The sequence below is a fragment of the Paraburkholderia sp. SSBN10T genome (genome assembly GCF_056619545.1).
The window spans coordinates 276,726-297,912 of sequence record NZ_JBWQQI010000002.1 but is presented as its reverse complement, the minus strand read 5'-3'; the positions used below and the strand labels follow the sequence as shown (position 1 = coordinate 297,912).

Here is a 21,187-nt window from a genome sequence, read left to right as displayed (position 1 = left end):
TGTCACTCCTCGTCTTCTTCCGCGTGCGGGCTGGCGAGACTGCGCCACAGCAGCACCGGAATGATCAGCGTGAACACAATGACTTCCTTATAGGCACTCGCCCAGAACGACGAATACGACTCCAGCAGCCCCACCAGAACCGAACCGGCGGCCGCGAGCGGATAGCTGACCAGCCCGCCGATAATCGCCCCCACGAAGCCCTTCAGACCGATCAGGAAGCCCGAGTCGTAGTAGATGGTGGTCAGGGGTGCGACGAGGATGCCGCACAGCGCCCCGAGCCCTGCTGCGAGCGTGAACGCGAGCCTGCCGGCCTGGGTCGTGCCGATGCCGACCAGCCGCGCGCCGACCCGGTTGACCGAGGTCGCGCGCAACGCCTTGCCCGAGATCGAGCGGTCGAAATACAGATAGAGCACCGCGATCAGCACCACCGCCGTGCCGACCACCCAAATGCTCTGACCGGAGATAGACAGGCTGCCCAGATTGAAGGTGGCGTCCGAGAACGCGTTGGTGCGCGAGCCTTCCGCGCCGAACATCACGAGGCCCAAGCCGACCATCGCAAAGTGCACCGCCACCGCCACGATCAGCAGCAACAGTGTCGTACTTTCGGCGATCGGCTCGAAGGCCAGCCGGTAGACGAACGGTCCCATCGGAATCACGATCAGCAGTGTCAGCGCAATCTGCGCGAGCATCGGCAACGGTTGCGCGAACAGGCCGTGCGTGAGCGCGTATACAGCGATCGGGAACAGCAGATATTTCGCCGCCAGCGTCACCAGCGTTCGGGCCGTATTAGCGCGCCGCGGCGGATGCCGCACGAGCCCCGCGGTCTCGATCACGAAACACGCCGCGCCCATTGCCACCAGCAACCAGCAGGTGGCCGGAAATTTCTGCGACTGCAGTGCGGCGAGCGTCAGCGCACCGTACGAGACGAACTCGCCCTGTGGGATGAAGATGACCCGCGTCACGGAAAACACCAGCACCAAGGCGAGCGCGAGCAGCGCGTAAATCGCCCCGGTGGTGATGCCGTCCTGCGCGAGGATCGCCGCAATAGATAGATCCATACTTCCTCGTTCTGAAACGTCGAAATCGACCGCTATGACGCGCTAAAGCGCTAACTCTGGTCAACACTAGAGAACACTGTCATGGCGGGGATGACGGCAAGACAGACTGCCCGCCGAAAAGCGGCGCAACTCGACCGCAGCACAACAGCACGACCCGAGCGCCACGCCGCGTGTGAGCGCGGCGCGGTAAGGCGGTTCAAGTCATTGTCATCGAACAGAATGGCGGTGCGGCGTCATCCACCGCACGCTGTGCGCAAGAGCTATGCGCCTCGCGCGATGAAGCGCGTTACTCGGTCTGCAGCTTCCACTTGCCGTCGACAACCTCGACGATCACGCGAGCGCGATTATCGAGGCCATTGTGGTCGGCGGCCGTGGTGTTCATGATGCCGTGCGAGAGCGGCAGCTCCTTGACGTTGGCAAGCGCGTCACGCAACGCCACGCGGAACGCCTCGGTGCCCGGCTGCCCCTTCTTCAGCGCTTCGGGAATCGCCCGCTGCAGCATCTGGCCGGCGTCCCAGGCGTGGCCGCCGAAGGTCGCCACCGAGCCCGCGCCATACGCCTTCTCATAGGCGTTCTTATAGGCCTCGGACGACTGCTTCACCGGGTTCGAATCCGGCAACTGGTCGGCCACGAGAATCGGGCCGGCCGGCAGCAGTTCGCCTTCGCAGTCCTTGCCGCACACGCGCAGGAAGTCGTTGTTGGCTACGCCGTGTGTCTGATAGATCGCGCCCTTGTAACCACGCTCTTTCAGCGTCTTGGCGGGCAGTGCCGCCGGCGTGCCGGAACCGCCGATCAACACGGCGTCCGGATTCGCGGACATCGTCTTCAGCACCTGGCCGGTGACGGATGCATCGGTGCGGTTGTAGCGCTCATTGGCGACGAGCTTCAGATGATGCGCGGCCGCGGCGGCGTTGAACACGTTGTACCAGCTCTCGCCATACGCATCCGAAAAGCCGATGAAACCGACCGTCTTGACGCCGCGCTTCTCCATATAGCCGGCGATCGCGTCAGCCATCAGGCTGTCGTTTTGCGGCGTCTTGAAGGCCCATTCGCGCTTCGCATCCATCGGCGCGATGATCGCCGCCGAGGCCGCGAGCGAGATCATCGGCGTCTTGCCCTGCGAGACCACGTCGAGCATCGCCAGCGAATTCGGCGTGACCGTCGAGCCGATAATCGCGTCGACATGATCCTCGTCGATCAGCTTGTGCGTGTTCTGCACGGCCTTGCTGGTGTCGGACGCATCGTCGAGCACGATGTATTGCACGCTCTTGCCGCCAATCTCCTGCGGCAGCAAGGCGATGGTGTTCTTCTCAGGAATCCCGAGTGAGGCTGCCGGCCCCGTCGTCGAGAGCGTCACCCCGATCTTCACTTGTGCCAGCGCCGCACTCGTACCGCATACCAACGCCAGCGCGATGGCCGTGCGTGCCCACTGCTTTGTCTTTTTCATTGCCTGTCTCCAAACGCTTGATGCGCCATCTGTTATCCGGCTCGTGGGCCGAGTGTCTGAATCTATTGATCGGGTTCCGATGTGCCTAGCATGGTTTTCCCTGCAGCCATCGCACGCCGCGAACCCACCGTCTCGCGTGCAACAAAAAAGGCGCGTCAACTGCACGCGCCTTGTGTCTGGTTCAGATTCGCTAATTCGCCTTCGCTCAGCAGCCGACGAGCTCGAACCCGCCGTCGAGCTTCCGCGCCATGGTGCGCGCCCTCTGCCCACAACCAGATGGGTCGTTCGCGCTCATCTTGCAGATGCCATATGAAGCCGGCATGTCGGCCGCTATCAATGCCGCATTCAACGCCCGCCATACCAAATTCATCCTGCTCCTCATGCTGCCCCGTGATTCGCTTGAAATTGAATCTGCCCATTCATATCCCGACTCAATGGTCGGTGAATAACGAGTGTAGCGGACGCAAGAGGCCTGCGGCAAGCGTTTTGCAAGCACTGGCGGGGAAGGCAGAGGATCAGCGGCGCTAAAAAACGAGGGCCGTGTCAAGAAAGAAAGCGCATGAAAAAACCACGGAAAAATGCGCAGAAAGAAGCCGGCGAAAATCCGCAAAACAGCATTGCCGACTTTATGAAAAGACAAATAAAAAGCGCTGTTGGATCAATATCCAACAGCGCTTTCGTCTGGGCACTTAGTGCCTCATGTCTCCTCGTTCTCCACCTGCAAATTCGGTGTTCATCAGAACTGCACGAAGATTAAACAACCGCTCCCATCCGGACAACTAGCATTTACCCTAGTGGTGCATCGCAGCACTGAATTGGGGCACATTTTAAGGCACCCACAGGCAGCCTTGGTGCGCCAGCCACACGGCCCTATTTATTGAAATTTATATCGGAGGCCGAAGCATTTCGGCCATCCGGGCCTTAAGCCCGTAGCGGCCGGACCCGCGCCACGATCTCGCCGACTATGCCGCGCCGGAACGCCAGCACGCAGGCAATAAAGATCAGACCTGTCACGATGGTGGCCGATTCGCCCAGCGAATTGAACCACTGCACCCCGGTCACCGCTGCGAGGGCGCCGCCGATGTCACCCAGGCGGTCTTCGAGCGACACGATCAGCGCCGCCCCGAGCAACGGTCCGAACAGCGTGCCCATGCCGCCCACCAGTGTCATCAGGATCACGAGACCGGACATGGTCCAGTATGCGTCGCTCAGCGTCTCGAAGCCGAGCACCAGCACCTTCAGCGCCCCCGCGAGTCCGGCAATGCCTGCCGACAACACAAACGCAAGCAGCTTGAAGCGATCGGTGTCGTAGCCGAGCGAGACCGCCCGCGGCTCGTTCTCCTTGATGGCGACCAGCACCTGGCCGAACGGCGAGTGCACGATGCGCACGATCAGCAGGAACATCAGCACCATCACCACCAGCACCACGTAGTAGAGCACCACATCCGACGACAGGCTCAGCAAGCCGAACAGCTTGCCGCGCGGCACGCCCTGCAGTCCGTCTTCGCCCTGCGTGAACGGCGCCTGCAGGAACACGAAGTAGATCATCTGCGCGAGCGCGAGCGTCACCATGGCGAAGTAAATGCCCTGACGTCGGATCGCGAACAGGCCGACGATCAGCCCGAGCAGGGCCGCCGCCGCCGTGCCGGCAAGCACGCCGAGTTCGGGGGAATAGCCAAGCGTCTGGATCGCATAGCCGGTGGTGTAGCCGGCCATGCCCAGAAACATGGCGTGTCCGAACGACAGCAGCCCGGTGTAGCCGATCAGCAGGTTGAAGGCCGCGGCAAACAGCGCGAAGCACAGCACCTTCATCACGAACAACGGATAGATGCCGATGAACGGCACCGCGACGAGACCAAGCAACAGCAGGCCGTAGAGCGCTTTTCTTTGCATCATTTTTCCTTGCCGAAAAGACCCGCCGGACGCACCAGCAACACCAGCGCCATGATGACGAAGACGACGGTCGCCGAGGCCTCGGGGTAGAACACCCGCGTGAACCCTTCGATCACGCCGAGCAGCAGGCCCGTGAGGATCGAGCCCATGATCGAACCCATCCCGCCGATCACCACCACCGCGAACACGGTGATGATCATCGGCTGCCCCATCAGCGGCGACACCTGGATCACCGGCGCCGCGAGCACGCCGGCAAAAGCCGCGAGCGCCACGCCGAAACCGTAGGTCAGCGTGATCATCAACGGTACGTTGACACCGAACGCCTCCACCAGTTTCGGGTTCTCGGTGCCGGCGCGCAGATAGGCGCCCAGACGCGTCTTCTCGATCACAAACCAGGTGGCGAAGCAGACCACCAGCGAGGCCACCACCACCCATGCGCGGTAATTCGGCAGGAACATGAAGCCGAGATTGGTCGCGCCGGAGAGCGCCTCAGGCACGTCGTAAGGTTGGCCGGACGAGCCGTAGATGGAGCGGAAGACCCCTTCCACCACCAGCGTCAGCCCGAAGGTCAGCAGCAGGCCGTACAGGTGGTCGAGCTTGTACAGCCAGCGCAACATCGAGCGTTCGATCAGGATGCCGAACGCACCCACCACCAGCGGTGCGAGCACCAGCATCGCCCAGTACGGCAGGTTGAAATACGACAGCCCCATCCACGTGAGCATCGCGCCAAGCATGAACAACGCGCCGTGCGCGAAGTTGATCACGTTGAGCAGGCCGAAGATGATCGCGAGGCCGAGGCTCAGGATCGCGTAGAACGAGCCGTTCACGAGCCCGAGCAGCAACTGGCTCAGCGTCGCCGAGAGCGGAATGCCAAAGATTTCCATTGAACCCCTTAGCCCTTAACCCTTCGTCAAGGTGAGATCGAGACGCGCGCGATGCGGCTACGCGCGGCTCCCCGAACACAGCCCGCGCGCAGCATGAAGAACGGTTACGCCTGCCGCGCCGCCCTGGGACGGCGGGCAGACCGCTTCAGCCCCGCGTTATTTCCACAACGCGCAGCGCGTTTCCGCCTTGGTCGTGAACGCCTGCTCGCCCGGAATGGTCGCTGTGATCTTGTAGTAGTCCCACGGCTCTTTCGATTCGGCCGGTGTCTTCACCTGCATCAGATACATGTCGTGAATCATGCTGCCGTCCTCGCGGATGTAGCCCTTGGCGTAGAAGTCGTCGATCTTCGTCTTCTTCAGTTGCGCCATGATCTTGTCCGCATCGGTCGAGCCGACCGTCTGCACCGCCTTCAGATACGTCATGGTCGCCGAGTAGTCGGCGGCCTGCAGGCTCGACGGCATCTTCTTCATCTTGTCGAAGTAGCGCTCGGCCCACTTGCGCGTGGTGGCGTCCTTGTTCCAGTACCAGGAGTCCGTCAGCACGAGACCTTGCGTGGTCTCCAGACCGAGGCTGTGGATATCGTCGATGAAGATCAGCAGCGCCGCGAGCTTCATCGTCTTGGTGATGCCGAATTCCTTGGCCGCCTTGATCGAGTTGATCGTGTCGCCACCGGCGTTGGCCAGGCCCAGCACCTGCGCCTTCGACGCTTGCGCCTGCAACAGGAATGACGAGAAGTCCGACGCCGACAACGGATGCCGCACTTCACCGAGCACCTGGCCGCCACTGGCCTTCACCACGTCCGAGGTCGCCTTCTCCAGCGCCTTGCCGAATGCGTAGTCGGCCGTCAGGAAGTACCACGTCTTGCCGCCCTGCTTCGTCACCGCCGAGCCGGTGCCCTTGGCGAGCGCGGTCGTGTCGTACGCATAGTGGATCGTGTACGGCGTGCACTGCTCGTTGGTCAGCGTGTCCGCACCCGCACCGATGCTGATGTAGACCTTGTGCTTTTCGCCCGCCACCTGGTTCATCGACAGACCCGTGGCCGAGTTGGTGCCGCCGATCAGCAGATCGAGACCATCGCGGTCGAACCACTCGCGCGCCCGCGAGGCGGCGATATCGGCCTTGTTCTGGTGATCGGCGTACACGACCTCGATCGGCTTGCCGTTGACCTTGCCGCCGAAGTCGGCCACCGCCATGCGGATCGCTTCGAGGCCGCCCTGGCCGTCGATATCGGCGTACAGGCCCGACATATCCGTGATGAAGCCGATCTTGACTGCGTCGTCGGCGGCTCGCGCGCTACTCATCGTCAGCGCGGCGCCGGCCGCGGCTGCAAAGCAGAATGCCGAAAGTCGCGCGAGGGTTTTCATTTTCATTGCTGTCTCCTGGTTTTCTTGCTTGTGGTTATCAGAGGCAATCGGGCGCCTGTCGCTATAGCCTAGACGCCCAGCAGATCGTGCAGTGCCGGCATCTTGCTTTCGAGTTCGCCGGCGCCGAAGTGCTCGACGATGCCGCCATGCTCCATCACATAGAAGCGATCGGCGAGCGGCGCGGCAAAACGGAAATTCTGTTCGACCATCACGATCGTGTAGCCGCGCGCCTTGAGCGTCACAATCATGCGCGCGAGCGCCTGCACGATGACCGGTGCAAGGCCCTCGGAGATTTCGTCGAGCAGCAACAGGTTCGCGCCGGTGCGCAGGATGCGCGCGACCGCGAGCATCTGCTGCTCCCCTCCCGAGAGCCGTGTGCCCTGGCTCATGCGGCGTTCTTGCAGGTTCGGGAACATCGCGTAGATTTCGTCGAGCGACATCATGTGTGCGGTGTCGCCGACCGGCGGCGGCAGCAGCAGGTTTTCTTCACACGAGAGGCTCGAAAAGATGCCGCGCTCTTCCGGGCAGTAGCCAATGCCGCAATGCGCGATGCGATGGGTCGGCAGGTCGATCGTCTCGCGCCCGCCGACGCGGATCGAGCCGGTGCGCCGGCCCGTGAGCCCCATGATCGCGCGCAGCGTGGTGGTGCGCCCAGCACCGTTGCGGCCCAGCAGCGTGACGACCTCGCCGCGGTTCACGGTCAGGTCGACCCCATGCAATATGTGGGATTCGCCGTACCAGGCCTGCAGGCCCGCAATCTCGAGCGCCGGTTCCGCGTTGGCGACCCCGCTCACTTCCACGTTCTCGCGCTCCGCAATCGTATTCATGCATGCGCTCCGGCGAGCGCGGCATCGGCACTCCCCATATAGGCCTGCATCACGAGCGGACTCTTCGAGACTTCGGCGTAGGTGCCCTCGGCGAGCACCTCGCCGCGCTGCAGAACGGTAATCGTATCGGAGATGCCGGCAATCACATTCATGTTGTGTTCGACCATCAGGATGGTGCGGCCGCTCGAGACCTTCTTGATCAGCGCGGTGACGCGATCGACGTCTTCATGCCCCATGCCCTGGGTCGGCTCGTCGAGCAGCATCAGTTCCGGTTCCATGGCGAGCGTGGTGGCGATTTCGAGGGCGCGTTTGCGGCCATAGGACAGTTCGACCGTCAGCACGTCGGCGAAATCGGTCAAACCGACCTGGGTCAACAGATCCATGGCGCGATCATCGAGTTGATGCAGCGAACGCTCGCTCTTCCAGAAGTGAAATGCGGTGCCCAAGGCGCGCTGCAAACCGATGCGCACGTTCTGCAATGCTGTCAGGTGCGGAAATACGGCGGAAATCTGAAACGAGCGGATGATGCCGCGGCGGGCGATTTGCGCGGGCCGTTCGCCGGTGATGTCGATGCCGTTGTAGACGATCTGCCCCGAGGTGGGCACGAGGAATTTGGTCAGCAGATTGAAACAGGTGGTTTTACCGGCGCCGTTCGGGCCGATCAACGCATGAATCGAGCCACGGCGTACGCGCAGATTGACGCCGTTGACGGCGACAAAGCCCTTGAACTCCCTCGTTAGCCCGCGCGTTTCCAGAATCGTATCGCCGAGAATCATGTTCCCTTCCATGCGAAGTGAGGCGAAGCACTACGATCTTCCGCGCCAGAGGCTGCGCGACGTGTGATGGCGACGACACCCCCGTGTCGATCGTTGGCGTGGTGCACCAATGCGGACGGTAATCCATGGCGCGCCACGCGGCATGGCGCCATTGTCGCGCCAATGATGCAGCGCATTCATTGGGATTTGCACTTAGTATCTGGAACGCGCCGGTAAGCCGCAGCGCGCTCCGGACCTGTCTGTCACGCAACGGACATCGAAGCTGCCGAAGGATTCGGCGACGCTTGTGCAGCAAGCCGTGCGCGACGATCCTCGCGAATCATCTCGCTTGCGCGCTCGGCGATCATCAGCGTCGGCGAATTGGTGTTGCCGGAGGTAATGGTAGGCATGACCGACGCATCGACCACGCGCAAACCTTCGACCCCGATTACACGCAGGCGCTGATCGACGACGGCCGCGGGATCGTCGGCGGCACCCATGCGGCAGGTGCCGACCGGATGAAAGATGGTCGTGCCCACTTTACCGGCGGCCTGCTGCAGCTCTGCTTCGCTTTGAAACTCGACGCCGGGGAGAATTTCTTGCGGCCGATACGGGGCCAGTGCCGGCGCGGCAGCGATCCGCCGGGTGAGACGCAGCGCATTGGCGGCAACATGCCGGTCGTAATCGGTGGACAGATAATTGGGCGCGATCAGCGGCGGCGCGTTGGGTTCGGGCGAGGTGATATGAATGCTGCCACGCGAAGTGGGACGTAGGTGACACACCGAGGCGGTGAACGCATTGAAGCGATGCAGCGGTTCGCCGAAGCGGTCGAGCGACAGCGGCTGCACGTGATACTCGAGATCGGGCCGCGTCAGCGACGGATCCTCGGGATCCGATTTCGCGAAGGCGCCGAGCTGCGACGGCGCCATCGACATGGGTCCGCTTTGAAACAGCGCGTACTGCAGCCCGATCATGAGCTTGCCCCACCAATGCGCGGAGGCGGTATTGAGGGTGCGCACGCCCTGGACCTTGTAAGCCATGCGCAACTGCAGATGATCCTGGAGATTCTCACCTACGCCACTCAGGTCCTGAACGACGTCGATACCGAGGTTTTGCAGCCGCGTGCCGTTGCCGATACCGGAGAGCTCGAGCAATTGCGGCGAGTTGACCGCACCTGAGCTGAGGATCACTTCACAACGGGCCTTGGCGAAATAATCGGTGTCACCGCCGCGATATTCGACGCCGCTGCAGCGCCGCCCCTCGAACACGACGCGCTGCGTGAGTGCGCCGGTGATGATGGTCAGATTGGGGCGATTGCGCGCGGGGCGCAGAAAGGCTTTTGAGGCGTTCCAACGGATGCCGCGTTTCTGGTTGACGTCGAAATAGCCGACACCGGTGTTGTCGCCGCGATTGAAGTCATCGGTGGCGGGGATACCGGTTTGTTGGGCGGCTTGCGAGAAGGTCTCGAGGATTTTCCATTTGAGGCGTTGCTTTTCGACGCGCCAGGGACCGCCCGCGCCGTGGGATTCGTTAGCGCCGCCGTAGTAGTCTTCGCTGCGTTTGAAGATGGGGAGGACGTTGTTCCAGGACCATGTTGGGTCGTTGGTGAGGCGAGCCCATTCGTCGTAGTCTTCGCGCTGGCCGCGCATGTAGATCATGCCGTTGATGGATGAGCTGCCGCCCAGGACTCTGCCGCGGGGGTATGAGAGGGAGCGGCCGTTCAAGCCGGGTTCTTCCCGGGTTTTGTAGAGCCAGTCTGTGCGGGGGTTGCCGATGCAGTATAAGTACCCTACCGGGATGTGGATCCAGTGGTAGTCGTCCTTGCCGCCGGCTTCCAGTAGAAGTACTGAGGTTTCTGGGTCTTCGCTCAGGCGGTTTGCCAGTACGCAGCCAGCGGTACCGGCGCCCACCACGATGTAGTCGAATTCGCCCTCAAGCGTTCTTGTTGCCGCGCTGCGCGGGCCTGTGCTTGTCCTGCTGTTCGTGCTCACCCTTTGTCTCCTTGTCGAGCCACCGTTCGTGGCATTCGGCATAGCGGGTTGTGTTGGCTTCCGCCGGGGTTCAAGCGGTATGTACAGCTTAGTGATGCTTCTTTTTGCCTGCGCGGCGCTTTGGTTGTTGTTCTTAAGGCGTTGGCCTTTCCTTGCTGTGTTATTGGTTTATTAGTGTTGCCCCTGTGCGGGGCGGCACCTACTTTTCTTTGCCGCCGCAAAGAAAAGTAGGCAAAAGAAAGCGGGCTGACAACCGCTAGCTCTTAGGTGTCCACCACTCAAACCAACACGAAGTGGTCCGCACGAGGACCTGCCCTCGCACCGCACGCGTTAGTGACAAGGCCGTCATCCGTTCCAGCGTTGCGCTTCGCGCCCCGCCGAGGGGCATAACTCTGTCTCGATACGCTCGTTTCATCACATTCATACTTAGGTATCCAAATACCTTACCGCCCTGGCACCACCAGTCAGACCTTCCAAGTACTTGGTCGCCCCAGCACCACCAGCCAGACCTGGCATCCCACCACTAGCAGACCCATCCGCCGCGCACGCAGTGCGCTGGCGGGATGAATGAGCCCTGTGTCACTAACGGGAGCGGCGCAAGGGCAGGTCCTCGTGCGGACCATTCCGCGGTGACCTGAGTGGCGGACACCTACGAGCTGGCGGTTGTCAGCCCGCTTTCTTTTGCCTACTTTTCTTTGCGGCGGCAAAGAAAAGTAGGTGCCGCCCCGCACAGGGGCAACACTAATAAACCAATAACACAGCAAGGAAAGGCCAACACCACAAGAACAACCACCAAAAGCGCCGCGCAGGCAAAAAACCCCCAAAACCTTACTTAGCCACAGGCATCGTAAACTCAGCCCCCTTGGCAATACTATCGGGCCACCGCTGCATGATGCTCTTATACCGGGTGTAGAACCTGACACCTTCCTCCCCATAGGCATGATGATCCCCAAAGAGAGACCGCTTCCACCCACCAAAAGAATGCCATGCCATCGGCACAGGAATAGGCACATTAATGCCAACCATCCCAATCTGAATCTGCCGTGAAAACGCCCTGGCAACACCGCCATCGGAGGTGAAACACGCCACCCCATTAGCAAACTCATTGGCATTAATAAGCTCAACAGCCGATGCAAAATCCGGCACCCGGACCACACAGAGAACCGGCCCGAAGATCTCTTCTCTATAAACCTTCATATCGGTCTGCACATCATCGAACAGCGTGCCGCCAAGGAAAAACCCTTGCTCATGCCCATCCACCTGATGCCCACGGCCATCCACAACCAGCTTCGCACCCTCTGCAATACCCGCATCGATATACCCCTCGACCTTCGCGCGATGCGCACCAGTCACGAGTGGCCCCATCTCCGCGTCCGGCTCCATCCCATTGCGAATCTTCAGCGTCTTCACCCGCGGTGTCAGCCGTTCAACCAGTTCGTCGGCAACATGCCCCACCGCGACAGCCACCGAAATCGCCATGCAGCGCTCGCCCGCCGAACCATATGCCGCGCCGATCAGCGCATCCACCGCCTGGTCCAGATCCGCATCGGGCATCACCACCAGATGGTTCTTCGCCCCTCCCAGCGCCTGCACCCGCTTGCCGCGCTTCGTCCCTTCCGTATAGATGTATTCCGCAATCGGCGTCGAGCCGACAAACGACAACGCACTCACCTCCGGATGCGCCAGCAACGCGTCCACCGCCACCTTGTCGCCGTGCACGACGTTGAACACGCCGTCCGGCAAACCCGCTTCCTTCAGCAGTTCAGCAAGACGAATCGATGCCGATGGATCGCGCTCCGAGGGTTTCAGCACGAACGTATTGCCGCAGGCGATCGCCACCGGGAACATCCAGCATGGCACCATCATCGGAAAGTTGAACGGCGTGATGCCCGCCACCACGCCCAGCGGCTGGCGCAGGTTCCAGTTGTCGATGCCGCCGCCAATCTGGTCCGTGAAATCCGTCTTCAACAGATTCGGAATGCCGCAGGCAAATTCGACCACCTCGATGCCGCGCATCACTTCGCCCTTCGCGTCCGAGAACACCTTGCCGTGTTCGCGCGTGATCAGCTCAGCCAGCTCGTCGTGGTGACGGTCCAGCAATTCCTTGAACTTGAACAGCACGCGAGCGCGCTTGATCGGCGCCGTTTCGCTCCATGCCGGAAACGCCGCTTTGGCAGCCGCCACCGCCACGTCGACCTCCGTCACGCTCGCCAGCGGCACACGCGCGCTCACCGAGCCGAGCGCCGGGTTGAACACGTCGCCGTAACGGTCGCTGGTACCGTCGATCGCATGGCCGTTGATGAAATGCGTCAGCGCGCGGGCGCGCGTCTCGCTCCGATGTGTCTCGCTCATGTTGGTTTGCCTCGTCCGATGAAATAGCTCGCGTCAGTGACCTGATAGCCGTACCTCGGCCTTTCCTCGCGATGTTCGCAGCGTAATCGCCAACCCCCTCCGAAATCCAATGAGTAATGCTCAATTGCGCTATAAGGCGCGCTAATATCAGGGGATGGACCTTACCCTGCTGCGTGCGTTCGTCACCGTCGCCAATGAGGGCAACCTCACTCGTGCTGCGCTGCAACTGCATCTCACCCAACCGGCCGTCAGCCTGCAGATCAAGCATCTGCAGGAAACGCTCGGTTTGACGCTGTTCACGCGCACCTCCCACGGGCTGTCCCTGACGCGCGATGGCCAGGCCTTGCTGCCGCATGCGGAACGCGCGCTCGGCGCGGCCGGCGACGTGCAGCGCGCCGCCGCCTCGCTGCGTCACGAGGTGCGTGGACGGCTACGCATCGGCACCATCCTCGATCCGGAATTCCTGCGCCTGGGCGGCTTTCTCAAGCAGCTCGTCGAAACCTGGCCGCATATCGAAACGGCCTTGCGGCATGGCATGTCCGGCTGGGTGCTCGAGCAGATCCGCGCCGGCGAGCTCGATGTCGGTTACTACATCGGCCAGCCGTCGGAAGACGATGCGCGCGACGGCGCCGCGTTTCATGCCGTCACGCTCACGCATTTCCAGTACCGCGTACTCGCGCCCGCCGGCTGGAAAGATCGCGTGAAAGGCGCGCGCGATTGGCGCACGCTTGCCGCGCTGCCGTGGATCTGGACGCCGCCCGCCTCCGCGCATCACCGGCTGCTGTCGCGGCGCTTTGCCGATGCCGGCGTCAAGCCTGTCAAGGTCGCGGAAGTGGATCAGGAGCCGTCGATGCTCGATCTGGTCAAATCGGGCGTCGGCCTCACGCTCGCGCGCGACGCCATCGCTATCGCCGAAGCGCATGCGCACGCGCTGACGATCGTCGAAGGCGTCACGGTGCCAACCCAGTTGAGCTTCGTTACGCTGGCGGCCCGCCAGGACGATCCGGTGATTGCCGCTGCGCTCAGATTGATCGAGGAGCAATGGGCGATATGAGTCGCGCTCATGACAGTTTCGTTCCCTGCGGCACAGGATCGTGGACGCCGTAACACCACCGTCACGCGCTTTTTGCTAGATTCAGGGTTTGCGCGTGTGGTCCGCGCCCGCCTCCGCTTTCTGCTTTCGTTCGAGTTTGTCCTTTCCGGCGCGCTTCACCTCCGCCCCACCTGAGGCCGCCGACAATCCATGCTTCCACAGGAGCCTGACATGGCACGCAACATCGAAATCAAAGCCCGCGCCCAGCACTTCGATCAACTTCGCGAACGCGCCGCCGAACTTTCGCCCGAGGCTCCGCTGATCTTCCGCCAGCAGGACTTTTTCTACGATGTGCCGCGCGGACGGCTGAAACTGCGCCAGTTCGACGACGGCACCCCGGCCGAACTGATCTTCTACCAGCGCGACGACCGTGACGGTCCGAAGGCGTCGTACTACACGCGCAGCCCGGTGACCAATCCGGAAGCCATGCACGCGCTGCTCGCCACCGCCCTGACCACGCGCGGCATCGTCACCAAGGAACGCCACGTCTTCACGACCGGACGCACGCGGATTCACCTCGACCGGGTGGACGGCCTTGGCGACTTTGTCGAACTGGAAGTGCTCCTCGCCCAGGACGACGACGAAGAAGGCGGTCACGCCGAAGCACGTGAGATGTTCGCCAAGCTCGGCGTGCCGGAATCGGATCTGGTGGCCGTCGCGTATGTGGATCTGCTGAGTCCGGACAGCGAGCCGCGCCAGGCGGCGTAAACAGGTTTGCCAGCGAGGTTTGCCGGCGCTGCTTCGGCGCCGGCAGGGCGAGTCGTCACGCGCGGTCCCGCCCGCCGTCTCAGCTAGCGGCTGCGCCCGGCGCTAGATGTCCCAACGGCAGCGGCCCATTGCGCTTGAAGGTGGTCAGCACGATATTCGAGCGCACACTATCCACACCCGGCACCCGCATCAACTTCTTCATCACGAACGACGACAGCGCGTTCAGATCCGGCGCGACAATGCGCAGCAGATAATCCGCATCGCCCACTACCGCGTGGCACTCCAGCACTTCGGGCAGCACATCGATCTGTTGCTGGAACTGCTCGATGATCGAATCGCCGTGATGCTTGAGCTTGAGACTCGTGAACGCCGTGACGCCGAGACCGAGCTTCTCCGGGCGCAGCACAACCCGATAGCCGTCCACCACGCCCACCTGTTCGAGGCGCTGCAGCCGCCGGCCGATCTGCGACGGTGACAGCGGCACCTGCTCGCCGAGTTGCTGATGAGTCGCCCGGCCAAAGCGCTGCAAAACCTCCAGCAGCGCGAGATCGAAGTGATCGAGTTCAAGCATGATGAATCTCCGCATCAATACAGTATTTAATGCACGATTATTGCATATTTAGTGATATCTACGCTCTCTTTGCGCCCTTCCCGCGGCCCACCCGCTCTACACTGGTCACATTGAAACAGCGCCGCAAGCGAACCGCATCATGTCCAGTCCCAACACCGCCAAACTGCAGGAGCAATTCGACGCCGGCCTCGAAACCCGTGCCGACTTCACCATCGACCAGCCATTGCATCGCTACGGCGTGGTCGATCACGCCGTCTGGAAGCAGCTCTACACGCGCCAGACCGCCCTGCTGAAGGGCCGGGTGTGCGATGCGTTTCTGGCGGGCGTCGAGCGTCTGAACCTGTCGGCCGAGCGCGTGCCGTCGTTTGCCGCGATCAATGCCCAGCTTACGCCGGCCACCGGCTGGGAAATCGTCGCGGTGCCGGGGCTCGTGCCCGAGCAGGTGTTCTTCGAGCATCTGGCGAACCGCCGCTTCCCGGTGACATGGTGGATGCGCCGTCCCGATCAGCTCGATTACCTGCAGGAGCCGGACTGCTTCCACGACCTGTTCGGCCATGTGCCGCTGCTGATCAATCCGGTGTTCGCCGACTACATGCAGGCCTACGGCCGCGCGGCGCTCGCGGCAGACAACCTCGGCGCCCTGCCGCTGCTCGCGCGCCTTTACTGGTACACCGTCGAATTCGGCCTGATCCGCAATGCGGCGAGCCCGGGCGGCGTGCAGATCTACGGAGCGGGGATCGTATCGAGCAAGAGCGAGACGCTCTACAGCCTGGAGAGCGCGGCGCCGAACCGGCTCGGCTTCGACCTCGCACGCGTCATGCAGACGCGCTACCGGATCGACACGTTTCAGAAGACCTACTTCGTCCTCGACGATTTCGCGCAACTGTTCGAGCTGGCGAGTACCGATCTCGGCCCCTTGCTGGCAAAGCTGGCCGACGCACCGCCGTACCCGGCCGGCGCCGTACTGGACGGCGACCGCGTGCTCAATCGCGGCAACCAGCAAGGCTGGCAGGCTGACGGGGATGTCTGAGAGCGGCGCGTCGCGATCCGTGAAAAAATAGCTGGATGCCTGCGCCGTGCGCACCGCTTCGTGGCGGGCGCGTGGCCAGCCACCGGGACGCGCTTGAGCGCGCCCCTCCAGACAAGCGAGGCACCCTCATGATTCACAAACTCACTTCCGAAGAGCGTTCCACGCAATTGGGCCAACTGCACGGCTGGGTGGCCGTGACCGGCCGGGACGCGATCCAGCGGCACTTCAAGTTTGCCGATTTTAACGAGGCATTCGGCTTCATGACGCGGGTGGCGATCAAGGCCCAGGAAATGGACCATCACCCGGAATGGTTCAACGTTTACAACAAGGTGGAAATCACGCTCTCGACGCACGACGCTGACGGTCTCACGGAGCGCGATATTGCCCTGGCCCGTTTTATCGATCAGGTCGCCAAAGGGTCTCAGCAGGGCTAACCACAAGACGCACGGAGCCCGGCATTTGCAGTACGATGAAAGGACTTTGCAGGGGTTCCGGCGCGCAAACCTTCACTTCTACAGGCCATTCTTAAGGCGAACGTAAGAATTCCATGCTTCCCGGGCGGTCCCATCCAAACCTTCCGGTGATAGCGTGTTCTGACGCTGTACAATCATCAGCGCATACGGCTTGGAGAGCGCGCTTGCCTCCTTGCACAGAACGAGTTCGTCGCCGCTCGAAGGTGAGCGGGCGCGCCAGAAGTTGATCGCGGCTTCCAGTTCGTGGATCGTAATATCGGACATGACTTTCGTGATCGCTCGATGGCCGCGCAGGCACGGCGACGCCGCCAGGCACCCTGTGCAGCAGGCGCCCCGGCGAACCGCGTGCCCGAACGCCTAAATCCATTGTACTTGAGCGAAATCCATGCGACTCCTTCTGATCGAAGATGACCGCCCCATCGCACGCGGCATCCAAAGCAGTCTCGAACAAGCCGGCTTCACGGTCGACATGGTCCACGACGGCATTTTTGCCGAACAGGCCCTCACGCAAAACCGCCACGAACTCGTGATCCTCGATCTGGGTCTGCCCGGCATCGACGGCATGACGTTGCTCGCCCGTTTTCGTCAGAGCAACCGGCACACGCCGGTGATCGTGCTGACCGCGCGCGACGAGCTGAACGACCGCGTCCAGGGCCTGAATTCCGGCGCCGACGACTACATGCTGAAGCCGTTCGAGCCGGCTGAACTCGAAGCGCGCATCCGTGCCGTGATGCGTCGCAGCGGCCCGCACGGCGACATGCCGCGTCCGGAAGTGTCGCTCGGCGGCGTGCGCCTGTCGGGTGTCGATCGCCGCATCTTCAATGACGACAAGCCGCTCGAACTGTCGCCGCGCGAATTCGCGGTGCTCGAAATGCTGTTGCTACGCCATGGCCGCGTGGTCAGCAAGGCCCAATTGCAGGACCACCTGACGCACTTCGGCGGCGACCTCGGCGATACCGCCATCGAAGTCTACGTGCACCGTGTACGCAAAAAGCTCGAAAACTGCCGTGTCGAAATCGTCACGGTACGTGGCTTCGGCTATCTGTTGCAGGAAATCCGTCAGGCCGCATAATGGCCATGAAGGCTTGGACCATGGCAACTGTAATGGTCCGATAACCTGACGGCGCTGGGCCGGCAGGCGCATGCATCGCACGGATGCGCGCTATGCCGGTTCCCAGCGGCTTTGGCGGCGCTTCTGCCGCCCTGCCTCTTTTATCGCGTTCGACCATGCCCCACCCGGCCGCGAATAGCCTGCGTCGCACGCTGCTGCGCCGCCTCGCCGCTCCCCTTTCCCTGCTCGCACTGATGAGCGGCCTGATCGCCTACTGGCTCGCGTGGCAATACACGCAGCATGTGGTCGACCGGTCGCTCGCCGACCTCGCCACCGCCATCTCCAAGCAGATCCAGATCGCCGGCCGGGATGCCTCGATCACGGTGCGTCCGCTCGCCCAGGCGATGTTCTCCGATCCTGTCGAACATCTGGTCTACCGCATCAGCGACGGGGAAAGCGAGATCGCCGGTGACTCGAAATTGCCGCTGCAGGGCCAGAGCGTGCGCCGCATGCATTACGCCTACGTGTTCGAAGCGCAGTACGAAGGCGTCACCATGCGTGTCGCGCAGGTGCGGGTCGACCAGCCGCAGGGCAATCCGATCGTCGTCGAGGTCGGTCAGCCGGTCCAGCATCGCATCCAGATCGCCGCCGAATTCCTCGTTGCCATCATGATGCCGCTGCTGTTGCTGCTGCTCGCCGGCTGGGTGATCGTGTGGCGAGTCGTGAATCAGCAGCTCAATCCTCTGACCGACCTGGCCGATTCGCTGAACCGGCAGACGCACACGTCGCTCGAGCCGGTGGACGAAACCTATGTGCCGGTCGAAATCCGTCCGCTTACCGGTGCGTTGAACGCCCTGCTCGATCGCCTGAAAACCGCCCTCGACGCGCAGCGCAAGTTCATTGCCGACGCCGCGCATCAACTGCGCACGCCGCTGACCGCCGTCAAACTGCATGCGGAGCAGGCCGCCGTGGCTCGCGACCCGCAACATACGCTAGCTGCCGTGCGCGAGCTGCGCGCCGCCGCCGACCGTGCGGTGCGGCTGTCGAACCAGTTGCTGTCGCTCGCGCGTGCCGAACCGGGCGAGCAGGCGGCGCGTTTCGTCAACGTCGATATGGCGGCGCTCGCCTTCGAAACCGGTGCCGAATGGGTGCCGCGCGCACTCGGGGTGCACGTCGACCTCGGCTTCCAGCGGCTGGACGACCCGGCCAACGATCGTCCGCTGACCGTGCGCGGCAATCCCGTGCTGCTGCACGAGGTGATCGCCAACCTGCTCGACAATGCGCTGAAGTATGTGCCGCCCTCGCGTTTCGACGGCGGCCGGATCACGGTCACGGTGTCGCAGAGCCGGATCGAAAATGTCGCCATGGCCGAGATCATCGTCGAGGATAACGGGCCGGGCGTACCGTTGAGCCAGCAGGCCGATCTCTTCAAGCGCTTTTTCCGCGGCGACGGCCAAAGCGAAAGCGGCGTCGATAGCGGCGCGGGTCTTGGCCTCGCCATCGTCCACGACATCATGGTGCTGCATCGTGGCAGCGTGCATTACGAAGACGCACCCGACGGCGGTGCACGCTTTATCGTGCGGATTCCGCTGACCAGCACCGATCCGCTGCGCGACGGCGAAAACCGGCGCACGGCAAAAAAATCGGCGCACTCGGCGCCGATCGATCTGTAGTTCCGCAATCGTCATTCCACAGAGGGATGACGCGCACTCGCGGCCGGGCTGCATGAGCGCAGCCCGCGCGTCGATTCATCACTTCTTCTTTTTCTTGTCCTTCTTCTTGCCGGCCTTTTCCGGCGGCGCCAGCATGGTGCCGCGGCACTTGCGCGCGCCGCAGCGGCACTCGTATTCCTTCTGCAGCTTCTTGGTCTGGCGGGCGTCGATCACGAGGCCGTAGTCGTAGAACAGTTCTTCGTCGGCCACGATGTCGCGCAAGGCGTGCACATAGACATGCCCGTCGATCTCCTCGGCTTCGCAATTCGGCGCGCACGAATGATTGATCCAGCGAGCGCTATTGCCGTTCACCTTACCGTCGATCACGCCGCCGTCGTCAAGCGCGAAGTAAAACGTGTGATTCGGCTCTTTCGGATCGTGTGGATGACGTCGCAAAGCTTCCTTCCACGAGATCCGCTCGCCCTTGTATTCGATCAGGCGCTCGCCGGCCGCAATCGGTTCGAGGGCAAACACGCCTTTGCCATGCACTCCCGAACGGCGCACGGCGATCCTGCGTGAACTCATTGAATGAATCCTTGTGAAGAACTGGGGGTGAACATCTCGGTTCTCGTCAGCGCCGGCTGCATGATGAAGGCCAGCTTTTCTGACGCGAATAGCAAACGCGGCGCCTTGCGGGCGCCGCGTCAGGTTGCGACGCACATGCGTCACATCCGGCATCGTACACGCTTGATATGGCTTCCTTCAACCGTCAAACAAGTATCAGCGCGTTCTGCCCGTGACAAACCTAACGCTGTCCGAACGAAATCTCGCCGAACAGCGCCTTTTGATCGCGCGGTTGCGAGCGCCAGTATTGCGGCGGCGCTTCGACGGTCGCGCCCAGTTGAGCCGCGGCGTGCCACGGCCAGCGCGGATTGTAGAGCAGGCCGCGCGCCAGTGCGATCAGGTCGGCATCGCCCTCTTCGATCAGTTGCTCGGCGTGCAGCGGATCGGTGATGAGACCCACCGCGATCGTCGTGAGACCCGTGGCCTGTTTCACCGCGCGGGCGAACGGCACTTGATAGCCCGGTTCGAGCGGGATCTTCTGCAACGGCGAGACACCACCGGACGACACGTCGATCCAGTCGCAACCGCGTTTTTTCAGCTCGAGCGCGAAGGCGATCGTATCGTCGACGCTCCAGCCCCCTTCCACCCAGTCGGTTGCGGAGACGCGCACGCCGACCGGCTTGTCGGCCGGAAACGCCGCGCGCACGATCTCGAAGATCTCCAGCGGAAAGCGCATGCGGTTTTCGCGCGAGCCGCCGTATTCGTCCTCACGCTGATTGGCGAGCGGCGAGAGGAACTGGTGCAACAGGTAGCCGTGTGCGGCATGCACTTCGAGTGCGTCGATGCCCAGACGCGCTGCGCGCCGTGCCGACGCCGCGAACGCTTCGCGGATCCGGTTGAGGCCTGCCGTATCGAGCGCCAGTGGCGGCTCTTCGCCGGCTTTGTGCGGCAAGGCCGACGGCGCATGCGGCAACCAGCCGCCCTCGGCGACCGGAATCAGTTGACCGCCGTCCCAGGGCGCATGGCTCGAGGCCTTACGGCCGGCGTGCGCGAGTTGCATCGCCACGGGAATCGAGGAATGTTTGCGGACGGCGGCCAGCACGGGCACCAGCGCGGCTTCGGTGACGTCGTCCCACAGACCGAGATCGCCCGGCGTGATGCGGCCATCGGGTTCGACGGCGGTGGCTTCGATGCACAGCAGTCCTGCGCCCGATAACGCCATGCTGCCCAGATGGATCATGTGCCATGCGGTGGCTTCGCCGCGTTCTGCGGAGTACTGACACATCGGCGACACGACAATGCGATTGGCAAGCGTCACGCTACGCAGCGTGAGCGGAGAAAAAAGCGCGCTCATGGATTACGCCCAAGGAAAGCCGAGGAGCGAACGAGCATAGCACCGGGTCTGATTCGCTGCAGGACAGGTGCCGGTGCAGGTCGGCCACGGCGCAGCGCCTGGGTTCACCCGGACAAACC

General features: G+C 62.6%; 20 protein-coding genes. 7 read left to right on the top strand and 13 right to left on the bottom strand.

Annotated features, from left to right (window positions below; genetic code table 11):
- Positions 1–2: 2 nt before the first annotated feature.
- Positions 3–1,058: a branched-chain amino acid ABC transporter permease gene (locus tag AC1ECK_RS03950; RefSeq protein WP_480316078.1), complete on the bottom strand. Its 1,056-nt coding sequence runs from the start codon at positions 1,056–1,058 to the stop codon at positions 3–5.
- Positions 1,059–1,344: 286 nt separating this feature from the next.
- Positions 1,345–2,505 carry an ABC transporter substrate-binding protein gene (locus tag AC1ECK_RS03945; RefSeq protein ID WP_480316076.1) on the bottom strand — a complete coding sequence of 387 codons (1,161 nt, stop codon included), beginning with the start codon at positions 2,503–2,505 and terminating at the stop codon, positions 1,345–1,347.
- Between the two features lie 248 nt (positions 2,506–2,753).
- On the opposite strand from AC1ECK_RS03945, the gene AC1ECK_RS03940 reads away from it, so the two are divergent.
- Positions 2,754–2,954: a hypothetical protein gene (locus AC1ECK_RS03940; protein ID WP_480316074.1), complete on the top strand. Its 201-nt coding sequence runs from the start codon at positions 2,754–2,756 to the stop codon at positions 2,952–2,954.
- 472 nt (positions 2,955–3,426) lie between these two features.
- On the opposite strand, the gene AC1ECK_RS03935 is transcribed toward AC1ECK_RS03940, so the two are convergent.
- The 7 genes from AC1ECK_RS03935 to AC1ECK_RS03905 all read right to left on the bottom strand — a co-directional run bounded on the left by AC1ECK_RS03935 (position 3,427) and on the right by AC1ECK_RS03905 (position 12,572).
- A complete protein-coding gene (locus AC1ECK_RS03935) occupies positions 3,427–4,398 on the bottom strand; it encodes a branched-chain amino acid ABC transporter permease (RefSeq protein ID WP_480316467.1) in 972 nt (323 codons plus the stop codon).
- Positions 4,398–5,282, bottom strand: coding sequence for a branched-chain amino acid ABC transporter permease (locus AC1ECK_RS03930; protein WP_480316072.1), 885 nt, complete (start codon positions 5,280–5,282; stop codon positions 4,398–4,400). The genes AC1ECK_RS03935 and AC1ECK_RS03930 overlap by 1 nt, the downstream gene beginning before the upstream one ends.
- A 156-nt stretch (positions 5,283–5,438) precedes the next feature.
- The gene (locus AC1ECK_RS03925; RefSeq protein WP_480316070.1) at positions 5,439–6,653 is read right to left on the bottom strand and encodes an ABC transporter substrate-binding protein; all 1,215 of its coding nucleotides are present in this window, start codon (positions 6,651–6,653) and stop codon (positions 5,439–5,441) included.
- Between the two features lie 62 nt (positions 6,654–6,715).
- Positions 6,716–7,474: an ABC transporter ATP-binding protein gene (locus tag AC1ECK_RS03920; protein ID WP_480316068.1), complete on the bottom strand. Its 759-nt coding sequence runs from the start codon at positions 7,472–7,474 to the stop codon at positions 6,716–6,718.
- Positions 7,471–8,250, bottom strand: a complete 780-nt coding sequence (locus tag AC1ECK_RS03915) for an ABC transporter ATP-binding protein (protein WP_480316066.1) — start codon at positions 8,248–8,250, stop codon at positions 7,471–7,473. The genes AC1ECK_RS03920 and AC1ECK_RS03915 overlap by 4 nt, the downstream gene beginning before the upstream one ends.
- A gap of 242 nt (positions 8,251–8,492) precedes the next feature.
- A complete protein-coding gene (locus tag AC1ECK_RS03910) occupies positions 8,493–10,220 on the bottom strand; it encodes a GMC family oxidoreductase (protein WP_480316064.1) in 1,728 nt (575 codons plus the stop codon).
- Positions 10,221–11,048: 828 nt separating this feature from the next.
- Positions 11,049–12,572, bottom strand: a complete 1,524-nt coding sequence (locus tag AC1ECK_RS03905; protein ID WP_480316062.1) for a CoA-acylating methylmalonate-semialdehyde dehydrogenase — start codon at positions 12,570–12,572, stop codon at positions 11,049–11,051.
- Between the two features lie 154 nt (positions 12,573–12,726).
- Between AC1ECK_RS03905 and AC1ECK_RS03900 the strand changes: the two genes are divergently transcribed.
- Positions 12,727–13,626, top strand: a complete 900-nt coding sequence (locus tag AC1ECK_RS03900) for a LysR family transcriptional regulator (protein WP_480316060.1) — start codon at positions 12,727–12,729, stop codon at positions 13,624–13,626.
- A gap of 210 nt (positions 13,627–13,836) precedes the next feature.
- Complete coding sequence (locus AC1ECK_RS03895) at positions 13,837–14,373, top strand: class IV adenylate cyclase (RefSeq protein ID WP_480316058.1); 537 nt, start codon at positions 13,837–13,839, stop codon at positions 14,371–14,373.
- Between the two features lie 79 nt (positions 14,374–14,452).
- Here the strand turns inward: AC1ECK_RS03895 and AC1ECK_RS03890 are convergent, their stop codons facing one another.
- Complete coding sequence (locus tag AC1ECK_RS03890) at positions 14,453–14,944, bottom strand: Lrp/AsnC family transcriptional regulator (protein WP_480316056.1); 492 nt, start codon at positions 14,942–14,944, stop codon at positions 14,453–14,455.
- Between the two features lie 139 nt (positions 14,945–15,083).
- Here AC1ECK_RS03890 and phhA point away from each other — a divergent pair, with 139 nt between their 5' ends.
- Positions 15,084–15,974, top strand: coding sequence for a phenylalanine 4-monooxygenase (gene phhA / locus AC1ECK_RS03885; RefSeq protein ID WP_480316054.1), 891 nt, complete (start codon positions 15,084–15,086; stop codon positions 15,972–15,974).
- Positions 15,975–16,102: 128 nt separating this feature from the next.
- Complete coding sequence (locus tag AC1ECK_RS03880; protein ID WP_480316052.1) at positions 16,103–16,408, top strand: 4a-hydroxytetrahydrobiopterin dehydratase; 306 nt, start codon at positions 16,103–16,105, stop codon at positions 16,406–16,408.
- A 78-nt stretch (positions 16,409–16,486) separates the two neighbouring features.
- On the opposite strand, the gene AC1ECK_RS03875 is transcribed toward AC1ECK_RS03880, so the two are convergent.
- The gene (locus tag AC1ECK_RS03875) at positions 16,487–16,711 is read right to left on the bottom strand and encodes a DUF3717 domain-containing protein (protein WP_480316050.1); all 225 of its coding nucleotides are present in this window, start codon (positions 16,709–16,711) and stop codon (positions 16,487–16,489) included.
- Positions 16,712–16,832: 121 nt separating this feature from the next.
- Here AC1ECK_RS03875 and AC1ECK_RS03870 point away from each other — a divergent pair, with 121 nt between their 5' ends.
- Positions 16,833–17,519, top strand: a complete 687-nt coding sequence (locus AC1ECK_RS03870; RefSeq protein WP_480316048.1) for a response regulator transcription factor — start codon at positions 16,833–16,835, stop codon at positions 17,517–17,519.
- 155 nt (positions 17,520–17,674) lie between these two features.
- Positions 17,675–19,171, top strand: a complete 1,497-nt coding sequence (locus AC1ECK_RS03865; protein ID WP_480316046.1) for a sensor histidine kinase — start codon at positions 17,675–17,677, stop codon at positions 19,169–19,171.
- A gap of 78 nt (positions 19,172–19,249) precedes the next feature.
- Here AC1ECK_RS03865 and AC1ECK_RS03860 read toward each other — a convergent pair whose 3' ends face one another.
- Both AC1ECK_RS03860 and AC1ECK_RS03855 read right to left on the bottom strand, forming a co-directional pair.
- Positions 19,250–19,735, bottom strand: a complete 486-nt coding sequence (locus AC1ECK_RS03860; RefSeq protein WP_480316044.1) for an SET domain-containing protein — start codon at positions 19,733–19,735, stop codon at positions 19,250–19,252.
- Positions 19,736–19,955: 220 nt separating this feature from the next.
- Positions 19,956–21,068: an NADH:flavin oxidoreductase/NADH oxidase gene (locus AC1ECK_RS03855; protein WP_480316042.1), complete on the bottom strand. Its 1,113-nt coding sequence runs from the start codon at positions 21,066–21,068 to the stop codon at positions 19,956–19,958.
- Between the last annotated feature and the right edge of the window lie 119 nt (positions 21,069–21,187).

What these genes read in the sequence shown, in the direction of transcription:
- AC1ECK_RS03945 (WP_480316076.1), bottom strand. Translation starts at nt 2,505, where the DNA reads ATGAAAAAGACAAAGCAGTGGGCACGCACGGCCATCGCGCTGGCGTTG.
- AC1ECK_RS03890 (WP_480316056.1), bottom strand. Translation starts at nt 14,944, where the DNA reads ATGCTTGAACTCGATCACTTCGATCTCGCGCTGCTGGAGGTTTTGCAG.
- AC1ECK_RS03940 (WP_480316074.1), top strand. Translation starts at nt 2,754, where the DNA reads ATGGTGCGCGCCCTCTGCCCACAACCAGATGGGTCGTTCGCGCTCATC.
- AC1ECK_RS03950 (WP_480316078.1), bottom strand. Translation starts at nt 1,058, where the DNA reads ATGGATCTATCTATTGCGGCGATCCTCGCGCAGGACGGCATCACCACC.
- AC1ECK_RS03855 (WP_480316042.1), bottom strand. Translation starts at nt 21,068, where the DNA reads ATGAGCGCGCTTTTTTCTCCGCTCACGCTGCGTAGCGTGACGCTTGCC.
- AC1ECK_RS03880 (WP_480316052.1), top strand. Translation starts at nt 16,103, where the DNA reads ATGATTCACAAACTCACTTCCGAAGAGCGTTCCACGCAATTGGGCCAA.
- AC1ECK_RS03870 (WP_480316048.1), top strand. Translation starts at nt 16,833, where the DNA reads ATGCGACTCCTTCTGATCGAAGATGACCGCCCCATCGCACGCGGCATC.
- AC1ECK_RS03930 (WP_480316072.1), bottom strand. Translation starts at nt 5,282, where the DNA reads ATGGAAATCTTTGGCATTCCGCTCTCGGCGACGCTGAGCCAGTTGCTG.
- AC1ECK_RS03895 (WP_480316058.1), top strand. Translation starts at nt 13,837, where the DNA reads ATGGCACGCAACATCGAAATCAAAGCCCGCGCCCAGCACTTCGATCAA.
- AC1ECK_RS03925 (WP_480316070.1), bottom strand. Translation starts at nt 6,653, where the DNA reads ATGAAAATGAAAACCCTCGCGCGACTTTCGGCATTCTGCTTTGCAGCC.
- AC1ECK_RS03900 (WP_480316060.1), top strand. Translation starts at nt 12,727, where the DNA reads ATGGACCTTACCCTGCTGCGTGCGTTCGTCACCGTCGCCAATGAGGGC.
- AC1ECK_RS03905 (WP_480316062.1), bottom strand. Translation starts at nt 12,572, where the DNA reads ATGAGCGAGACACATCGGAGCGAGACGCGCGCCCGCGCGCTGACGCAT.
- AC1ECK_RS03865 (WP_480316046.1), top strand. Translation starts at nt 17,675, where the DNA reads ATGCCCCACCCGGCCGCGAATAGCCTGCGTCGCACGCTGCTGCGCCGC.
- AC1ECK_RS03915 (WP_480316066.1), bottom strand. Translation starts at nt 8,250, where the DNA reads ATGATTCTCGGCGATACGATTCTGGAAACGCGCGGGCTAACGAGGGAG.
- phhA (WP_480316054.1), top strand. Translation starts at nt 15,084, where the DNA reads ATGTCCAGTCCCAACACCGCCAAACTGCAGGAGCAATTCGACGCCGGC.
- AC1ECK_RS03935 (WP_480316467.1), bottom strand. Translation starts at nt 4,398, where the DNA reads ATGCAAAGAAAAGCGCTCTACGGCCTGCTGTTGCTTGGTCTCGTCGCG.
- AC1ECK_RS03860 (WP_480316044.1), bottom strand. Translation starts at nt 19,735, where the DNA reads ATGAGTTCACGCAGGATCGCCGTGCGCCGTTCGGGAGTGCATGGCAAA.
- AC1ECK_RS03920 (WP_480316068.1), bottom strand. Translation starts at nt 7,474, where the DNA reads ATGAATACGATTGCGGAGCGCGAGAACGTGGAAGTGAGCGGGGTCGCC.
- AC1ECK_RS03875 (WP_480316050.1), bottom strand. Translation starts at nt 16,711, where the DNA reads ATGTCCGATATTACGATCCACGAACTGGAAGCCGCGATCAACTTCTGG.